Consider the following 17,305-nt stretch of genomic DNA (forward strand, 5'->3'; position numbering starts at 1 on the left):
TGTGCCGGTCCTACGTCTTCGGCTTGTCCTCCGCGTCCTCCGCCGCGTCCTTGGTGTCCCCGGTGTCCCCGGCATCGCTGTCGGACGCACTGTCCTGAGCGGGCTCGGCGGGCTCCTCCGGGGCGGCCTCGGCGGGCTCCTCCGTCGCGGCGGGCTCGGCGGGCTCCTCCGTCGCGGCAGGCTCGGCAGGCTCCTCGGTCGCCGCGGGCTCCGGGGCCGCCTCCGGCTCCGCCGGCTTCACCGTGATGACGTCCGCCACGAGCGGCGCGTCCCCCGGGGCCAGGTCCTCGCCGTTCTCCGGGTGGTGGCACGCCACCTGGTGCCCGGACTTCAGCTGGAGCAGCGGCGGCTCGGTCGTCCCGCAGATCTGCGTCGCCTTCCAGCACCGGGTGTGGAACCGGCAGCCGCTCGGCGGCGCGATCGGCGACGGCACGTCGCCCTTGAGCAGGATGCGGTCGCTCTTCGCACCGCGCCGGCGCGGGTCGGGCACGGGCACCGCGGACATCAGCGCCTTGGTGTACGGGTGCATGGGCGCCTCGTACAGCGACGCACGGTCCGCGAGCTCGACGATCTTGCCGAGGTACATCACGGCGATACGGTCGGACACATGGCGGATGACCGACAGGTCGTGCGCGATGATCATGTAGGTGAGCCCGAGCTCGTCCTGGAGGTCGTCCAGCAGGTTCACCACCTGCGCCTGGATCGACACGTCCAGCGCCGAGACCGGCTCGTCCGCGACGACCAGCTTCGGCTTCAGTGCGAGCGCACGCGCGATACCGATGCGCTGACGCTGGCCGCCGGAGAACTCGTGCGGATAGCGGTTGTAGTGCTCGGGGTTGAGCCCCACCAGTTCCAGCAGCCGCTGGACCTCGGCCTTCACGCCGTCCTCGGGCTTGACGCCCTGGAGCCTGAAGGGGGTCCCGACGATCCCGCCCACGGTGTGGCGCGGGTTCAGCGAGCCGTAGGGGTCCTGGAAGATCATCTGGATGTCACGGCGCATCGGCCGCAGCCGTCCGGCGGACATATGCGTGATGTCACGGCCCTGGAACTCGACCTTGCCACCGGTCGGCTCCAGGAGCCGGGTCACCAGACGGCCCATGGTCGACTTGCCGCAGCCCGACTCGCCGACGACGCCCAGGGTCTCCCCGGGGCGCACGTCGAAGGTGAGCCCGTCCACGGCCTGGACCGCACCGACCTTGCGCTTCAGCACGCCCTTGGTGATCGGGAAGTGCTTGACCAGGCCGTCGACCTTGAGGAGCGGCTCGGACCCGTCCGACCCGGCCGCGGGAGACGCGGGAGTCTTCTTGTCTCGATCAGTCACAGCTCGATCAGTCACAGCTTCGGCGCAATCTCTTCGGTCCAGATCCGGTCGCGCTGCTCACGCGACATGTGGCACGCGGAGTAGTGCCCGTCGCTGACCTGTTGCAGCTCCGGGCGCTCGGTGCGGGTGAGGTTGTCCGGCGGGACGTCGGCGTACGGGCAGCGCGGGTGGAAGGCACAGCCCGACGGGACGTTGATGAGGCTGGGCGGAGAGCCCTTGACCGGGATGAGCCGCTCGGTCTGCTCCCGGTCGATGCGCGGCATCGAGCCGAGCAGGCCCCAGGTGTAGGGGTGCTGGGGCTCGTAGAAGACCTTCTCGGCGCTGCCGCGCTCGATGCAGCGTCCCGCGTACATCACGAGCAGGTTGTCCGCGATCTCGGCAACCACACCGAGGTCGTGGGTGATCATGACGACCGCGGAGCCGAACTCCTTCTGCAGATCGCGGATGAGGTCGAGGATCTGCGCCTGGACGGTGACGTCGAGTGCGGTCGTCGGCTCGTCGGCGATCAGCAGCTGGGGGTTGTTGACCAGGGCCATCGCGATCATCGCGCGCTGGCGCATACCGCCGGAGAACTGGTGCGGGTAGTCCTCGTAACGGCGGTGCGGCTCGGGGATGCCTACGCGGTCGAGCATCTCGACCGCGCGCTTCTTCGCGGTCTTCTTGTCGACCTTGTTGTGGACCCGGTGGGCCTCCACGATCTGCGCGCCGATGCTGTAGTACGGGTGCAGGGCGGACAGCGGGTCCTGGAAGATCATGGCCATCTTCTGGCCGCGCAGCCTGCGTACCCGCTCGGTCCCGGCGCCGATGAGCTCCTCGCCGTCGAGCCAGATCTCACCGCCGATCCGCGCGCGGTCCGAGGTGTGCAGGCCCATGATCCCCAGTGAGGTCACGGACTTGCCTGAGCCGGACTCGCCGACGATACCGAGGGTCTGGCCGGCCTTCAGGTCGAAGCTGACGCCGTCGACGGACTTGACCAGGCCGTCGTCGGTGTCGAAGTGGACGCTGAGGTTGCGTACGGAGAGGAATTCCTTGTCGCCGCCGCCGTCACCACCGCCGTCGGTGCCGTCGCCGGACCTCGGGGCCGGAACGGCGTCCGCCGCCGGGGAGTCCTTCTTGATTGCGTCGCTCATGAGAGCCTCACCCGGGGGTCGATCGCGGCGTACACGAGGTCCACCAGCAGGTTGCAGATGACGATGAAGAAGGCCGCGACCAGGGTCACGCCCATCACCTTGGGCAGGTCGGCGGTGGTCACGCCCTGGATGGCGAAGGCACCGAGCCCCTGGAAGGAGAAGACCCGTTCGGTGATGACCGCGCCGCCCAGCAGCAGCGCGAAGTCCATGCCGAAGATGGTCACGAGCGGGGTCAGGGCGGAGCGCAGGCCGTGCTTGACGACCACCTTGCGTTCCGCCAGGCCCTTGGCCCGCGCGGTTCTGATGTAGTCCTCGCCCATCGTCTCCAGCATCCCGGCCCGGGTGAGCCGGGCGTAGAGCGCGGAGTACAGCAGGGCGAGCGTGCACCAGGGCAGCACCAGACTGCTCGCCCACTGGACGGGGTTGTCGGCGAACGGTACGTACTCCCCGTTGCCGAACAGCGCCAGGACGACGAGACCGGTGAAGAACATCGGCAGCGAGACACCGGCGAGGGCGACGCCCATGGAGAGCCGGTCGAAGATCGAGCCCCGCTTCAGCGCGGAGAGGACACCGACCGCGACACCGGAGACGACCCACAGGACGGCCGCACCGACGGCCAGCGACAGCGTGACCGGGACACGGTCGACGAGCTGGGGCCAGATCTCGGTGTGGGTCTTGAAGGAGTAGCCGAAGCACGGGGCGTTGCAGGTGACGGGGTCGGGGCCGAACTTGTAGTCGGCGCCGACGACGATGCCCTTGATGAAGTCCCAGTACTGGATGTACAGGGGCTGGTCGAGCCCCAGGTTCTTCTTGACCGCGGCGATGACGTCGGGGTCGGGGCTCTTCCCGACGTACTGGGCGGCCATGGAGTCGAGGGTCTGCCCGCCGAGGCGGGGCACCAGGAAGAAGATCGCGAACGTGACTGCGCTGACCACCAGCAGCAGCAACACCGCGGCGAATACGCGTCGGATGATGTACGCAGCCACAGCCGTGCGGCGCCGGGCGGGCGGACGGGGTAAGCCCGCCGGCCCGGCGCCTTCACCTGCCTTTCAGGGGATGCTGTCGTTGACAGGTGTTACTTTGCGGACGACATCAGCACGTAGTCGTACATGCCGAGGTAGGAGTTCGCGACCGTGACGTTCCGTGCGGACTCCGGGCGGTAGAGCAGGTTCTTGCGGTAGAAGAGGGGAACGACCGAGGCGTTCTCCATGACCTTCTGGTCGACCTCGCCCCACGTGGCGTTGCGCTCCGTGGTGTCGACGGTGCCGATGCCCTTGACGAGCAGGTCGTTGATGGGCTTCTCGTCGAGCTCCATCAGGTTCGTGCCGCCGGAGGGCTTGATGGCCGATCCGTTCACGATCTGGTCGAGGAAGCCGAAGCCGGTCGGCCAGTCGGCGCCCCAGGCCATCATCATCATGCCCGCGTTGTTCTTGTGGACCCACTCGGGCACACCCGCGAAGTCCGTGAAGTACTTGTCGGCCGGGAACTGCTTGATGTCGGCGGTGATGCCGATCGCCTTCAGGCTGCCCTGGAGCTGCGTGGCGGCGGTGATCTCGTCAGGACGGTCCGAGCGAGCGGTCAGCGTGGTCTTGAAGCCCTTGGGCTTACCGCACTTGGTCAGGTGCTCCTTCGCCTTGGCGACGTCACCCTTGCTGCCCTCGGTCGGGTACAGGTCGAACTTCTTGTAACCGGCGACGGTCGGCGGGATGACCGTGGACGCCGGGTCACCCTTGACCGAGCCACCGATCGAGTCGATCATGCTCTGCTTGTCGACCGCGTACTGGACGGCCTTGCGGCACTCGGCGTTGTCGAACGGCTTCACGTTGACGTTCAGCGCCAGGTACTGGAGGGCGCCGGCGTACGGGTTGTCCGTCTTCGCCTTCTCGGCGGCCTTGGCCAGGACCTTGGGCTGGGTCTTGGACTGCAGACCCGTGCCCTCGGCGCCCACGGTGATCGCGTCGTTCAGCAGGTGGTCGTCGATCGTGGTGGCGTTGACGTTGAACTTGAGCTCGACCTTGTCGGACAGCGCCTTACGGATCGGGTCGGTCTTCGCGTCCCACTCGGGGTTGCGGACCAGCGTGATGCCCTTGCTCTCGTCGTACGACGAGACCTTGTACGGGCCCGAGGAGACCATCTTCTGGACGTAGCTGGCGCCCGTGTCGGCCTTCTTCTGGATCGGGGCCGTCTGCGAGAACGCCGCGAGGTAGTCCATGTCCGCGAACGGCTTCTTCAGGTGGAAGACGATCGTCTGGTCGTCCGGGGTCTCGATGGACTTGAGACCCTCCTCGGACTTGTCCTTGTAGGGACCCTTGTACTTGTCGGCGTCCGCGAGGTAGGCCTTGAAGTACGTGGGGCCGTTGGACAGGGCCTCCGGCGCGAAGTTGGAGCGCTCGACGGCGTACTTGACGTCCTTCGAGGTGATCTCGGTGCCGTCGTCGAACTTGATGCCCTTGCGGAGCGTGTACGTCCAGGTCTTGGCGTCCTCGCTGGCCTTGCCCAGGTCGGTGGCGAGGTCGGGAACGACCTCCAGGCCTTCCTTGCCGGCGGCCGGCTTGAAGGTCACCAGGGAACGGGCGTACAGGCGGGAGAAGTTCTGCACCCAGCCGTAGTACGTGTTGCCCGGGTCCAGGGAGTCGGCGCCGCTGGAGTGCTCCAGCGTCAGCGTCCCGCCCTTCTTGTCGGTCGCGTTGACGATGCTGGTGAGACCCGCGTCGGCCTTGGCGTTGCCCCCGCCGCCGCTGCCGTCACTGCCGGAGTCGCTGCCGCTGCACGCCGATGCGCCGAGCGACACCGCCACGGCCACGGCTATGGCCGATGCTGTCTTTCTGGTCTGCATGCTGAGGAAAGCCCCCTCGCTAGTCCGGTGCGGCACTGCCGCGATTACTTGCCACGAGGGTCGAGTGCGTCACGCAGCCCGTCCCCCAGCAGATTGAAGGCCAGCACGGTGATGAAGATCGCCATGCCGGGGATGACCATGAACATCGGGTCCACCTCGTAGAGGTCGACCGCCTGCGTGAGCATGCCGCCCCAGGACGCCTGCGGCGGCGCGATACCCACGCCGAGGAAGGACAGGGAGGCCTCGAAGAGGATGTTCGTGGGGATCAGCAGCGTCGCGTAGACGAGGATCGGCGCGATCAGGTTCGGCAGCAGTTCCCGGAAGAGGATGAACGGGCCGCGGGCGCCCAGCGACCGGGCGGCCTCGACGAACTCCCGCTCGCGCAGCGAGAGGGTCTGCGCACGGACGATGCGCCCGATGTAGGGCCAGCTGAAGAAGCCGATCACGAAGATCAGGACCGCGATCCGCAGCGTGAGTCCTTCCATCCCGAAGGCGTTGCCCTGCAGGGAGGCGGATATGGAGATCGCGAAGAGCAGCAGAGGGAAGGCGAGGAAGGTGTCCATCAGCCGGCTGATGAAGCTGTCCACCCAGCCGCCGTAGAAGCCGGCCACGACGCCCATGACGACGCCGATGACGACGGAGAGCAGCGTGGAGCCGACGGCGACGACGAGGGAGACCCAGGAGCCTTCGAGGATGCGCGCCAGGATGTCGCGCCCGGTCTGCGGTTCGACGCCGAGGGGGTGGTCCCAGCTCATCCCGCCGAGGGAACCCTTGGGCGCGAGCATGACGGGGTCGACCAGGCTCTGGTTGAAGCCGTTGGGGTCGAGCCCGAGGAGCGACTGGAGCGGCTTGGACAGCACCGCGACGAGGATCAGCAGCACGACAACGATGCCACCGGCCATCGCGCCCTTGTCCCGCTTGAAGCGCGTCCAGGCGATGCGGCCGAGCGAACGTCCCTCGATCTCCTTGCGCCCGGCGCCTTCCAGCACCGTTTCGGGCAGCGCGTCCGCCCCGGTGGTCTCGATCGGTGCCGTCATTGCGCTGGAGACCCCTCTCGGCCGGCGGTGGCCGGCCTGTGACCGCCGCTGTAGCGGCTCGTATGACATGTGCGTGTGGTGGCGCTGCGGCCGAACGAACCCAGTTTGGAAAAGGGGTGCGAAGGGCATGGACCACCTGCTGTGTGGAGTCTTCAGCCACTTTGCGATCACCCGCCAGACCTGACGGGGAATGTTTGCTCAAACGTGATGCTGCCAGAGGGCTTCCGTTATCCGGACAGTCATGCTTGTTCAGCGGATCTCTCGGTCACTAATCCGCGATAACGGACATGCGGCGCAACAGCGTTGAACAGGCACCAATGACCCGCACGCCCCCGCGCCCGCTGACGCCTTCTCAGTATGCGTGGGGAGCGGGGCCCGCGGCGGGCGGATAGCCGTAACCGGGGGCGGCCGGTGCGGGGGCGTGTGCCTCGCGGTCGTAGAACGGCCGGGAGTTCGCGTTGAGCCACATCGCGACCGGGTCGTACTCGTCGGACAGCGAGACCGTCGAGACGGGCAGCCCGTCGGGGACCACGCCGATCGACTGCTGCATCATCACGCGGACCGCGTCGACCGAGGGCCTGCCGGTGTCGTAGAGGTCGAGCCCGATCGCGAGGTACGGGGCACCGAGCGCCGGCTGCACCCAGGCCCGGCGCAGCGCGCGGACCGCGGAGGTGCGGTGGGCGTTCTGCGTCAGCAGGGCGTAGAACTGCGGGAGTTCGATGGCGGGTTCGGAGAGCCGCAGCGGCCCGGCGGGCATCCGGTCGAGGCCGGTCGCGATGCGGCGCAGGTCGAGCCAGGGGATGCCGACGCCACCGCCCGGGGCGTGCGGGTTGAGCCAGATGCCCCAGCGGTCGGGAAAGAGGGAGCGGGCGATGTCGCGGCCCGTGGTCACCTCGTGGGCCCTGTTCCAGCCGCTGGCCGAGAGCTCCTGGGCGGAGGTCACGCAGGGGGCGTAACCCAGCCCCTGGACCTCCATGTTGCCGTACTGGGCGTCGGGGGAACCGGCGGTGCCGTGCCAGAGCAGCATCCAGACCTGGCCGTCCGCCAGGGACCGCAGCAGCGCCTCGTACGCGTCGAGGCGCCCCGGGGTCACCTGTCGAAGCATGTGCTCCAGCTGCCCGGCCGCCGCGGTGCCTGACGCACTCACCCTGGGTCCCGCCCCTCTTCGTTCCGCCTCGTCGTCGTCCAACAGCTTAGGCGTCACCCCCGACACGGGCTTGACGCCATCAGCCGCCGTGGACTTCCGCTCAGTACGCGTCTCAGTACGCGTCGCGCCGGTAGAACGGGCGCACCTTCTCCAGCATCCAGTCGCCGACCGGGTCCTGCGCGGCGTCGAGCAGGACCAGATTGACGGGCCAGGGCACCTGGACCCGGCCCAGCGCACGGCCCAGGGCGTCCAGCGGGGCGCTCTGCGCCGCGGATTCCCACACGGTGGGCGACTCGACGCCGACGAACAGCACGGGGCTCTCACCCTCGATGCTGGCCAGCGCCCGGCGCGCGGTGTTCACCACGCCGGTCGCCTGGAATTCGGCGGACACCGCGGAGAGGAAGTCCACGGGGTCCTCCTTCCAGTCCGGCTCGTACATCCGCACCCGGCCGCCGCTCGCGGGGCCGTCGAGCGGGGTGCGTCCGGCCCGGCAGAGCTCCGCGACGGCGGCCGGCGGCAGGGGGACCCCGACGGCACCACCGGGGTTGACCGCGACACCGAGCTGCGGGGGCAGCCCACGCGCGAACTCACGCGCGGGCGCGACGGTGAAGGAGAGATGGGAGCCGACGCACTGGAGGAACTGTGCCTCGGAGCTGAACACGGGGACGTACGCTCCGCCGTCGATGTCGACCGTGGGCAGGTCGAGACCGATGCTGTCCGGCCCTCCGCCGTTCGGCAGGGGCACCCAGACCTGGCTGCGGCCGAGCACCTCGACGAGCCTGCCGCCCGCCCCCGGCACGCCGATGGAGGCGCTGAGCACTTCTTCGAGCTCGTTGGCCGGCCACCCCTGCGACGGATGCGACGGGGCCTGGGCCTGAGCCGGAATGTCCACGGTGTCTGTGTCCCTTTCTCGCCTTGTGGTGCGGCTGAAACCTTAGACGGTCCGCCGCGCGTGGGGGGCGTCGCCGGCGGGCGCGACGCTCCGGTCCACCGCACCGTCCAGATACCGGACGGCCCGCCGGACGCATGCGAACTGTGCGTATGCGAACAGTGCGTATGCGAACAGTGACGCCCGCGGTGATCCCCCGGGAGCCACCGGGAAGCGCTCCCCGCCGGCGCCGGCTTCACGGGACCTACCCCTGTGGGAGCCGCGCCCGGGGGAACGAGATCCGGCCGATCCCCGAGGCCGCCTCCCGGTCGAGCAGCACCGCCGAGGCGCACCCCGGCGGGAGCAGTCCGGTCTCCGTGTCGCGCAACAGCCGGGCGAACGCCCGCCGGTGGCGGGCGAAGGCGTATCCGGACACCCGCCGCCCCCGCTCCCGCTGCCCCTGCCTGGCCACCCCCGGGGCGACGTCGAGCAGGACGAGATGCAGCTCGCCACCCCGGCGCCGGGCCTCACGCACCAGCCAGCGCCGCACCCAGGGCTGCGTGCCGCAGTCGTGCACGACGACGGACGCACCCGAGCGCAGGCGCCGCCGCAGTCCGGCGAAGTGCGCGGCGCGCACCAGGGGGCGGTAGAGGGCGTACGGGACGAACCAGGGCAGGACGGCCGCCCAGCGGTCCCTGGCGTCCTGCGAGTCGACCGCGTGCCCCCTGACCGCCCGGCGGATGAGTGTCGACTTCCCGCTGCCGGGCAGCCCCGAGACCACCACCACGTCACCCGCGGCGAAGTCGAGGGCGCCCGGCCCGCCGCGGCCCCCGCCCCGCAGATCACGCACCGCGGGCGCCGGCGGGGCCGCGCCGGGCCGTGGGTGGGGCAGCGCACCGGGCGGCGCACCGGGTAACGCCCCCTCGGTCGCCGCATGGCCCCGCAACGTCATCGCCGTCCCCCTGCCGAGTCGCCCACCGCGCTACCCGTGAAGTGTAAAGAAAAGGCAATCTTGCCCAACGCGTGCGATGATGACCCCGCCAACTGCATACCGGCCGTTTGAATCCGCGCGGGAGAGTCCCGGACACCGTGTGCGCCGGGCGCCGAAGGAGCAAGTTCCTCCCTTGAATCTCTCAGGCCCCGTACCGCGTGGATGAGGCAGATCTGAAAAGCGGGCCGCTCCGCGGCTCCACCCAAGGTGCAAGCCGGACCCTTCCAGGGGCTCTCGGCGAACCTCTCAGGTTCCGATGACAGATGGGGAGGGAACCATCCCCTGTCGTCATGCCCTGGAGTCATGCCCATGAGCACTGCCCCGAGCGCCCCCCGCCGCACCGCCCTCCCGTCGCCCGCCACCACCCTGCCTGAAGGCGCTGCGCGCCAAAGCCCTATTCAGGCCCTGCACCGTTCCCTGGGCGCGACCATGACCGATTTCGCCGGCTGGGACATGCCGCTGCGGTACGCCAGTGAGCGCGACGAGCACAACGCCGTACGCGGCGGGGCCGGCCTGTTCGACCTCTCGCACATGGGTGAGATCACGGTCACGGGTCCGCAGGCGGCGGCCTTCCTGAGCTACGCGCTGGTCGGCAACATCGCCACCGTCGGCGTCGGCCGGGCCCGCTACACGATGATCGTCGCGGCGGACGGCGGGATCCTGGACGACCTGATCGTCTACCGCCTGGCGGACGCCGAATACATGGTCGTCGCCAACGCGGGCAACGCCCAGCTCGTCCTGGACACCCTCACCGAACGCGCCGGGGGCTTCGACGCCGAGGTGCGCGACGACCGTGAGGCGTACGCGCTGCTCGCCGTCCAGGGACCCGACTCCCCCGCCGTACTGAAGTCGGTCACCGACGCCGACCTGGACGGACTGAAGTACTACGCCGGACTCCCCGGAACGGTCGCCGGTGTCCCCGCCCTCATCGCCCGTACGGGCTACACCGGTGAGGACGGCTTCGAGCTCTTCGTGGACCCGGCCCACGCCGAGCAGCTGTGGAAGGCCCTGACGGAGGCCGGCGCACCGTACGGGCTGATCCCCTGTGGGCTCTCCTGCCGCGACACGCTCCGCCTGGAGGCCGGCATGCCGCTGTACGGGCACGAGCTGACCACCGCGCTGACCCCCTTCGACGCGGGCCTCGGCAGGGTCGTGAAGTTCGAGAAGGAGGGTGACTTCGTCGGCCGCGACGCACTGTCCGCCGCCGCCGAGCGGGCCGAGGCCGCCCCGCCCCGCAAGCTCGTCGGCCTGATCGCCGACGGCCGCCGGGTGCCGCGCGCCGGCTACCCGGTCGTCGCGGGCGGCGAGGTCATCGGCGAGGTGACCTCCGGCGCGCCGTCGCCCACCCTGGGCAAGCCGATCGCCATGGCGTACGTGGACGCGGCGCACGCCGCACCCGGCACCGAGGGTGTCGCGGTCGACATCCGGGGCACGCACGAGCCGTACGAGGTCGTGGCGCTGCCCTTCTACAAGCGCCGTAAGTGACGCGGCGCGCGCAGCGCACGTGACGCAGTCCTGTCTCACACCGTAAGACCATCGTTCATCAGCACTCCCCCGCGTACAGGAGAATTCAGGTCATGAGCAACCCCCAGCAGCTGCGGTTCAGCAAGGAGCACGAGTGGCTGTCGGCCCTCGAGGACGGCGTGGCCACGGTCGGCATCACCGAGTTCGCGGCCAACGCGCTCGGTGACGTCGTCTTCGCCCAGCTCCCCGAGGTCGGTGACACGGTGACCGCGGGCGAGACCTGCGGAGAGCTGGAGTCGACCAAGTCGGTCAGCGACCTGTACTCGCCGGTGACCGGCGAGGTGACCGCGGCGAACCAGGACGTCGTGGACGACCCGTCGCTGGTGAACTCCGCTCCCTTCGAGGGCGGCTGGCTGTTCAAGGTGCGCGTCGCGGAGGAGCCGAACGACCTTCTCTCCGCCGACGAGTACACCGCGTTCTCCGGCAACTGAGACCTTAGGGACTTAACTGATGTCGCTTCTCAACTCCTCCCTCCACGAGCTGGACCCGGACGTCGCCGCCGCCGTCGACGCCGAGCTCCACCGTCAGCAGTCCACCCTCGAGATGATCGCCTCGGAGAACTTCGCTCCGGTCGCGGTCATGGAGGCGCAGGGCTCCGTCCTCACCAACAAGTACGCCGAGGGCTACCCCGGCCGCCGCTACTACGGCGGCTGCGAGCACGTCGACGTGGTCGAGCAGATCGCGATCGACCGCATCAAGGCGCTCTTCGGCGCCGAGGCCGCGAACGTCCAGCCGCACTCGGGTGCGCAGGCCAACGCCGCCGCGATGTTCGCGCTGCTGAAGCCTGGCGACACGATCATGGGCCTCAATCTGGCCCACGGCGGTCACCTGACCCACGGCATGAAGATCAACTTCTCCGGCAAGCTCTACAACGTGGTCCCGTACCACGTCGACGACACCGGCGTCGTGGACATGGCCGAGGTCGAGCGCCTCGCCAAGGAGTCGAAGCCGAAGCTCATCGTGGCCGGCTGGTCCGCCTACCCGCGTCAGCTGGACTTCGCCGCGTTCCGCCGCATCGCGGACGAGGTCGGCGCGTACCTGATGGTCGACATGGCGCACTTCGCGGGCCTGGTCGCCGCGGGCCTGCACCCCAACCCGGTGCCGCACGCCCACGTCGTCACGACCACCACGCACAAGACCCTCGGCGGTCCGCGCGGCGGTGTGATCCTCTCCACCCAGGAGCTCGCCAAGAAGATCAACTCGGCGGTCTTCCCCGGTCAGCAGGGTGGCCCGCTGGAGCACGTGATCGCGGCCAAGGCCGTCTCCTTCAAGGTCGCGGCGACCGAGGAGTTCAAGGAGCGCCAGCAGCGCACCCTGGACGGCGCCCGCATCCTCGCCGAGCGCCTGGTGCAGCCGGACGTCACCGAGGTGGGCGTGTCCGTCCTCTCCGGCGGCACGGACGTCCACCTGGTCCTGGTCGACCTGCGTAACTCCGAGCTGGACGGCCGGCAGGCCGAGGACCGGCTCCACGAGCTGGGCATCACGGTCAACCGGAACGCCATCCCGAACGACCCGCGCCCCCCGATGGTCACCTCGGGTCTGCGGATCGGTACGCCGGCGCTGGCCACCCGTGGCTTCCAGGCCGAGGACTTCACCGAGGTCGCCGAGATCATCGCGTCCGCGCTGAAGCCCGCGTACGACGCGGACGACCTCAAGGCCCGCGTGATCGCGCTGGCCGAGAAGTTCCCGCTCTACCCCGGCATCAAGTAGTCACCCGCAATTTGCACACAGGGTGGGGGCACCGCGCACACTGAACACAGTGAGCCCGGTGCCCCCACCCCTTTGCCCCGCGCTCACGGGCCCATCAGGCCCGTCCCCCGCACCACCCGGCGGACAACGACGTCCACCAACGCCTTAGGAGTACTCCCGTGGCCCTCTCGGTCTTCGACCTCTTCTCGGTCGGTATCGGCCCGTCCAGCTCCCACACGGTCGGCCCGATGCGCGCGGCCCGTATGTTCGCCCGCCGCCTCAAGAACGAGGGCCTGCTGGCCCACACCGCCTCGATACACGCCGAGCTGTACGGCTCGCTCGGCGCGACCGGTCACGGCCACGGCACCCCGAAGGCAGTCCTGCTCGGCCTGGAGGGCGAGTCGCCCCGCACGGTCGACGTCGAGGGCGCCGACGCGCGCGTCCAGGAGATCCGGGACTCGGGGCGCATCAATCTGCTGGGCATGCACGAGATCCCCTTCGACGCCGACGAGCAGCTGGTGCTGCACCGGCGCAAGGCCCTGCCCTACCACGCCAACGGGATGACGGTCATCGCGTACGACCGCGACGGCGCCCCGCTCCTGGAGAAGACGTACTACTCGGTGGGCGGCGGCTTCGTCGTCGACGAGGACGCCGTGGCCGGCGAGGACCCGATCGTCCCGGACGACACCGCCCTGAAGCACCCCTTCCGCACCGGCGACGAGCTGCTGCGGCTCGCCCAGGAGACCGGCCTGTCCATCTCGTCCCTGATGCTGGAGAACGAGCGGGCCTGGCGCACCGAGGGCGAGATCCGGGCCGGGCTGCTGGAGATCTGGCGCGTCATGGAGGCCTGCATCGCGCGCGGCATGTCCCGCGAGGGCATCCTGCCCGGCGGCCTGAAGGTCCGCCGCCGCGCCGCGAACTCGGCCAGGCAGCTGCGCGCCGAGGGCGACCCCCAGACGCACGCGATGGAGTGGATCACCCTCTACGCGATGGCCGTCAACGAGGAGAACGCCGCCGGCGGCCGCGTCGTCACCGCCCCCACCAACGGCGCCGCCGGCATCATCCCGGCCGTCCTGCACTACTGGACGACCTTCGCCGCGGGCGGCTGCACCGAGGCCGAGAAGGAGGACAGCGTCGTCCGCTTCCTGCTGGCCGCCGGCGCCATCGGCATGCTCTTCAAGGAGAACGCTTCCATCTCGGGCGCCGAGGTCGGCTGCCAGGGCGAGGTCGGCTCCGCCTGCTCCATGGCGGCGGGCGCCCTCGCGGAGGTCCTGGGCGGCTCCCCCGAGCAGGTCGAGAACGCCGCCGAGATCGGCATGGAGCACAACCTGGGCCTGACCTGCGACCCGGTCGGCGGCCTCGTCCAGATCCCGTGCATCGAACGCAACGGCATGGCGGCGGTCAAGGCGGTCACTGCGGCGAGGATGGCACTGCGCGGCGACGGCAGCCACAAGGTCTCCCTGGACAAGGTCATCAAGACCATGAAGGAGACGGGCGCGGACATGAGCGTCAAGTACAAGGAGACGGCGCGCGGCGGGCTCGCGGTGAACATCATCGAGTGCTAGGGAAGCGGGCCCTGAACAGCACTTCTTCACCTTTCCGTGCTGTGGTCCCTCCCTCGGCTCCGTAGGCCCCTGTGGTGTCCCCTTCACGCACCGGTGAGGGCCACCAGGGCGGCCAGACGGTCGTCGAGGGGACCGGAGACCGTACGGACGGGGGCGCCCGCCGCGTGGAGGGTGTCCAGGAGAAGGCGGTCCGAGAGGGCGCGGAAGTGCTCGGCGACGGGCGGTGTGCCGTCGTGCAGGGGGAACTCGACGGGGAGGTGGACGAAGACGTCGTACGAGGTGAGCGCGCGGTGCAGGAACTCGCGGCCCAGATGGTCGAGCACGGTGCGGTAGGGGTCGCCGTCGCCCACGCCGGCCACCACGTCCCGCACGTCCTGGCCGGCGCCGGGGTGGAGACCGACCGCGAGCCGGACCGTCGCGTAGATCCACTCGTGCAGGAGCGAGCCGTCCGAGAGAAACCCTTTCGGGTACGCGGCCTCGGCCAGGAGCCGCTCGGCGTGACGGCGTACGACGAGTTGGACCAGCTCGGGCTCGGTGGCCTCCTCCAACGAGGTGGGCCGGCGGCTGCCCACCGGGTCCCGCATGGGAGTGCCGTGTGCGGCGGGCAGCCCGACGCGCGCCGTGGCGGCGCTGATCAGGGTGGTCTTGCCGGCTCCGTAGGCGCCGACGAGGGCGATCCTCACAACAGTGCTCCTGGTGGGGTGGGATTCGGTTCGGGCAGGGGTACGGCGAGGGACGAAGGCGCCTTCGGTAGCCGGTGCCACCCGTGGTGGGCCGCGAGGCGGCGCAGGTGCGGGTCGTCACCGACGATCACGGCGCGGTCGGTCAGGGCGAGCATGGGCGCGTCGGAGACGTGGTCCCCGTAGGCGATGGAGGAGGCCAGGTCGATGCGGTGGACGGCGGCCAGTTCCCGTACGGCCGCCGACTTGGCATCGCCGATCATCGGCTGGTGCGGGCGATCGGGCAGCCTGCCGGTGTACAGGCGCGAGACCGGATCGATCTCGGGCTCGGTGCACAGCAGGTGATGTGCACCGATGTGCTCCGCGAGGGGCAGCAGCACGGCGGGGAACGAACCGGAGACCAGTACGACTCGGTGACCGTCCCTGCGGTGGGCCCGCAACGCTTCCAGGACGGGTTCGTGGAAGAAGCCGCCCCCGGCCACCTCGGCGAGGAACCACGCCTCGGCGAGTCTCGTGATCTCGACGGCGGGCGCTCCTGTCAGCAGCCGGAAGTAGGCCCGGTTCGTCTCCTCACGGCTGACCCCGGCCATCGTCATGGCCTTCAGGCGCTGGCGGGCGTGCACGGCCTCGTGCGGGGGCCGGCCACGGGCCGCGTACCAGTAGACGAGAAAGCGGAAGATCGCGGTGCCGCGGGTCAGAGTGTCGTCGACGTCGAAGAACGCGGCGGATCGGTGATCGGCAGAGGTCATGTCGGAGCCATCCCGGAGGAGGTGCGCGGCCGGCCCTGGCCGGGGCCGGCCGCGCTGCGGGCGTAGGGGGCGGACGAGAGGACCCCGAGGTCAGGCGGCGGCGCCCTTCACCACCAGCAGCTCGGCGACCCCGAGAGCGGTACCGGCCTCATGGAGCTCGTCGTCGGCGACCTCCACGCCGTACTGGCGGCTGAGGTCCACGGCGACCTCGACGAGGATGAGCGAATCGAAGCCGATGCTTTCGAAATCCGTGTCGACGGTGGTGGTTTCGGCCGGCGCCTCGTACTTGTCGACGAGGAGGGCCAGGACCACGTCGGCGAAGGAGGCGGCGGAGGCAGAAGTGACGGAGTTGCTCATGGAACTGTGTTTCCTCTCCGGAGGTTCGGGGCGGTGTGGTGCACGGTTCCCGTGCCGAGTGCGCGGGGTTTCCACGGAGTTCGGCCGTTTGTGGGGTGCGGCGCGTGAGCTGTGGGACGGCCCGGGGAACGCACGCGGTACGCGCGCGCAGCGGCAGTGGTGCGCGCGAGGGGCCACGAAGGGCGCGCAGCGGAATCGGTGCGCGAAGGGCCACGCGGGACGCGCAACGACACCGGTGCGTGTGGGAAAGCGGTGCGCGGGCGTGTGGTGGGCACTCGCGCCGTACCTGGGACGCCGGAATCAGACCGGGACGATGTCCGGCCAGGTCAGGGCGGCGGAACCCCAGGTCAGGCCGCCGCCGAAGGCGGTGAGCAACAGGCGGTCACCGGTCTTGAACTTCCCCTCCGCCACCGCGTCGGCGAGAGCCAGGGGAATGGATGCGGCAGAGGTATTTCCGACCTTGTCGATGTTGGTGACGGCCCGCTCGGCTTCGAGGCCGATCTGCTTCGCCACGGACCGGAGGATCCGGAGATTGGCCTGGTGGCCGACCAGGTACTCCACCTCGTCCGTGCTCCAGCCGACGTTCCCCAGCAGGGCGAGCGAGGACTCCGCCATGCGGCGGACCGCATGGGCGAACACCTTCTTGCCCTGCATGGAGAAGTAGTGGTCGTCGGCGGCCACGGGCACGTCGCTGGAGCGCTGTCGGGAGCCGCCCGCAGGGATCCTGATGAGGTCCTTGCCGGTGCCGTCGCTGCCCAGGTCGAAGCCGAGCAGCCGGCCCCGCTCCTCTTCGGTGCCCCGGCTCAGCACGACGGCGCCGGCTCCGTCACCGAAGATCACCGATGTGGTGCGGTCGTTCGGGCTGAGGATGGTCGAGTAGGTCTCGGCACCGATGACGAGCGCCCGCTCGACCCGGCCCGCCACGATGGCGTTGGCGGCGGCTTCGAGGGCGTAGACGAATCCGGAGCACACGGCGGCGATGTCGTAGGCCGCGGTGTGCCCGAGCCCCAGCCGCGCGGCGACGTCGGGCGCGGTGGCGGGGCAGGGATGGTCGGGTGTGGTGGTGGCGACGACGAGAAGACCGACCTCGGCTCCTTCGCCGAGTCCGGCGGACTTCAGGGCCGCGCGGCCCGCCTCGGTGGCCAGGTCACCGGTCGACTGGCCGGGCGGAGCCCAGTACCGTTCCCGGATTCCGGTACGGGTGGTGATCCACTCGTCGGAGGTGTCGAAACGGTTGGCGAGTTCGGCGTTGGTGACTCGTCCGGACGGCAGATGTGTGCCGAGACCGCGCAGGACTGCGTGCGGCATGGATCTCCCCCGATTTCTTCTGGATGGTTCTGTGTGTGTCCTCGCTGTGGTGGTTCTGGTCTCCGGTACGGGTACTCGGGGACGCGGGCCGTGGCGGGCCGCC

Annotated in this window: 16 protein-coding genes and 1 riboswitch; of the genes, 4 read left to right on the forward strand and 12 right to left on the reverse strand. The window is 69.9% G+C overall.

What is annotated here, in order from left to right; genetic code table 11:
* Nucleotides 1-10: 10 nt before the first annotated feature.
* The 8 genes from OG623_RS09415 to OG623_RS09450 all read right to left on the reverse strand — a co-directional run bounded on the left by OG623_RS09415 (nucleotide 11) and on the right by OG623_RS09450 (nucleotide 9,291).
* Entirely contained in the window at nucleotides 11-1,321 is a 1,311-nt protein-coding gene (locus tag OG623_RS09415) for an ABC transporter ATP-binding protein (protein WP_406145794.1), read from the reverse strand.
* An 11-nt stretch (nucleotides 1,322-1,332) separates the two neighbouring features.
* Nucleotides 1,333-2,451 (reverse strand): ABC transporter ATP-binding protein, encoded by a 1,119-nt coding sequence (locus tag OG623_RS09420; RefSeq protein ID WP_406145795.1) that lies wholly within the window; start codon nucleotides 2,449-2,451, stop codon nucleotides 1,333-1,335.
* Nucleotides 2,448-3,437, reverse strand: a complete 990-nt coding sequence (locus tag OG623_RS09425; protein ID WP_406145796.1) for an ABC transporter permease — start codon at nucleotides 3,435-3,437, stop codon at nucleotides 2,448-2,450. Before OG623_RS09425 ends, OG623_RS09420 begins: the two co-directional genes overlap by 4 nt.
* Before the next feature lie 89 nt (nucleotides 3,438-3,526).
* Nucleotides 3,527-5,287 (reverse strand): ABC transporter substrate-binding protein, encoded by a 1,761-nt coding sequence (locus OG623_RS09430; RefSeq protein WP_406145797.1) that lies wholly within the window; start codon nucleotides 5,285-5,287, stop codon nucleotides 3,527-3,529.
* A gap of 44 nt (nucleotides 5,288-5,331) precedes the next feature.
* Nucleotides 5,332-6,324 carry an ABC transporter permease gene (locus tag OG623_RS09435; RefSeq protein ID WP_406145798.1) on the reverse strand — a complete coding sequence of 331 codons (993 nt, stop codon included), beginning with the start codon at nucleotides 6,322-6,324 and terminating at the stop codon, nucleotides 5,332-5,334.
* Between the two features lie 352 nt (nucleotides 6,325-6,676).
* Entirely contained in the window at nucleotides 6,677-7,471 is a 795-nt protein-coding gene (locus OG623_RS09440; protein ID WP_406145799.1) for an enhanced serine sensitivity protein SseB C-terminal domain-containing protein, read from the reverse strand.
* A gap of 112 nt (nucleotides 7,472-7,583) precedes the next feature.
* The gene (locus OG623_RS09445; RefSeq protein WP_406145800.1) at nucleotides 7,584-8,363 is read right to left on the reverse strand and encodes an enhanced serine sensitivity protein SseB; all 780 of its coding nucleotides are present in this window, start codon (nucleotides 8,361-8,363) and stop codon (nucleotides 7,584-7,586) included.
* Nucleotides 8,364-8,604: 241 nt separating this feature from the next.
* On the reverse strand, nucleotides 8,605-9,291 hold the full coding sequence (locus OG623_RS09450; protein ID WP_406145801.1) for an AAA family ATPase: 687 nt from the start codon (nucleotides 9,289-9,291) through the stop codon (nucleotides 8,605-8,607).
* Nucleotides 9,292-9,399: 108 nt separating this feature from the next.
* Nucleotides 9,400-9,497: riboswitch (glycine riboswitch) on the forward strand.
* A 142-nt stretch (nucleotides 9,498-9,639) separates the two neighbouring features.
* Here OG623_RS09450 and gcvT point away from each other — a divergent pair.
* The 4 genes from gcvT to OG623_RS09470 all read left to right on the forward strand — a co-directional run bounded on the left by gcvT (nucleotide 9,640) and on the right by OG623_RS09470 (nucleotide 14,108).
* Complete coding sequence (gene gcvT / locus OG623_RS09455; protein WP_406145802.1) at nucleotides 9,640-10,815, forward strand: glycine cleavage system aminomethyltransferase GcvT; 1,176 nt, start codon at nucleotides 9,640-9,642, stop codon at nucleotides 10,813-10,815.
* A gap of 92 nt (nucleotides 10,816-10,907) precedes the next feature.
* The gene (gene gcvH, locus OG623_RS09460; RefSeq protein WP_406145803.1) at nucleotides 10,908-11,285 is read left to right on the forward strand and encodes a glycine cleavage system protein GcvH; all 378 of its coding nucleotides are present in this window, start codon (nucleotides 10,908-10,910) and stop codon (nucleotides 11,283-11,285) included.
* Between the two features lie 19 nt (nucleotides 11,286-11,304).
* Nucleotides 11,305-12,564, forward strand: a complete 1,260-nt coding sequence (gene glyA / locus OG623_RS09465; protein ID WP_406145804.1) for a serine hydroxymethyltransferase — start codon at nucleotides 11,305-11,307, stop codon at nucleotides 12,562-12,564.
* Nucleotides 12,565-12,722: 158 nt separating this feature from the next.
* Nucleotides 12,723-14,108, forward strand: a complete 1,386-nt coding sequence (locus tag OG623_RS09470) for an L-serine ammonia-lyase (RefSeq protein ID WP_406145805.1) — start codon at nucleotides 12,723-12,725, stop codon at nucleotides 14,106-14,108.
* A gap of 83 nt (nucleotides 14,109-14,191) precedes the next feature.
* Here the strand turns inward: OG623_RS09470 and OG623_RS09475 are convergent, their stop codons facing one another.
* The 4 genes from OG623_RS09475 to OG623_RS09490 form a co-directional block, all read right to left on the reverse strand.
* Entirely contained in the window at nucleotides 14,192-14,791 is a 600-nt protein-coding gene (locus OG623_RS09475) for an AAA family ATPase (protein WP_406145806.1), read from the reverse strand.
* Entirely contained in the window at nucleotides 14,788-15,537 is a 750-nt protein-coding gene (locus OG623_RS09480) for an HAD family hydrolase (protein WP_406145807.1), read from the reverse strand. The genes OG623_RS09475 and OG623_RS09480 overlap by 4 nt, the downstream gene beginning before the upstream one ends.
* A gap of 90 nt (nucleotides 15,538-15,627) precedes the next feature.
* Complete coding sequence (locus tag OG623_RS09485) at nucleotides 15,628-15,894, reverse strand: acyl carrier protein (RefSeq protein ID WP_406145808.1); 267 nt, start codon at nucleotides 15,892-15,894, stop codon at nucleotides 15,628-15,630.
* A 300-nt stretch (nucleotides 15,895-16,194) separates the two neighbouring features.
* The gene (locus tag OG623_RS09490; protein WP_406145809.1) at nucleotides 16,195-17,202 is read right to left on the reverse strand and encodes a beta-ketoacyl-ACP synthase III; all 1,008 of its coding nucleotides are present in this window, start codon (nucleotides 17,200-17,202) and stop codon (nucleotides 16,195-16,197) included.
* Nucleotides 17,203-17,305 lie beyond the last annotated feature (103 nt).

The organism is Streptomyces sp. NBC_01012 (genome assembly GCF_045162755.1).
In the GTDB taxonomy this organism is placed as follows: Bacteria; Actinomycetota; Actinomycetes; order Streptomycetales; family Streptomycetaceae; genus Streptomyces.

What these genes read in the sequence shown, in the direction of transcription:
- gcvH (WP_406145803.1), top strand. Translation starts at nt 10,908, where the DNA reads ATGAGCAACCCCCAGCAGCTGCGGTTCAGCAAGGAGCACGAGTGGCTG.
- gcvT (WP_406145802.1), top strand. Translation starts at nt 9,640, where the DNA reads ATGAGCACTGCCCCGAGCGCCCCCCGCCGCACCGCCCTCCCGTCGCCC.
- OG623_RS09450 (WP_406145801.1), bottom strand. Translation starts at nt 9,291, where the DNA reads ATGACGTTGCGGGGCCATGCGGCGACCGAGGGGGCGTTACCCGGTGCG.
- OG623_RS09430 (WP_406145797.1), bottom strand. Translation starts at nt 5,287, where the DNA reads ATGCAGACCAGAAAGACAGCATCGGCCATAGCCGTGGCCGTGGCGGTG.
- OG623_RS09485 (WP_406145808.1), bottom strand. Translation starts at nt 15,894, where the DNA reads ATGAGCAACTCCGTCACTTCTGCCTCCGCCGCCTCCTTCGCCGACGTG.
- OG623_RS09435 (WP_406145798.1), bottom strand. Translation starts at nt 6,324, where the DNA reads ATGACGGCACCGATCGAGACCACCGGGGCGGACGCGCTGCCCGAAACG.
- OG623_RS09490 (WP_406145809.1), bottom strand. Translation starts at nt 17,202, where the DNA reads ATGCCGCACGCAGTCCTGCGCGGTCTCGGCACACATCTGCCGTCCGGA.
- OG623_RS09420 (WP_406145795.1), bottom strand. Translation starts at nt 2,451, where the DNA reads ATGAGCGACGCAATCAAGAAGGACTCCCCGGCGGCGGACGCCGTTCCG.
- OG623_RS09480 (WP_406145807.1), bottom strand. Translation starts at nt 15,537, where the DNA reads ATGACCTCTGCCGATCACCGATCCGCCGCGTTCTTCGACGTCGACGAC.
- glyA (WP_406145804.1), top strand. Translation starts at nt 11,305, where the DNA reads ATGTCGCTTCTCAACTCCTCCCTCCACGAGCTGGACCCGGACGTCGCC.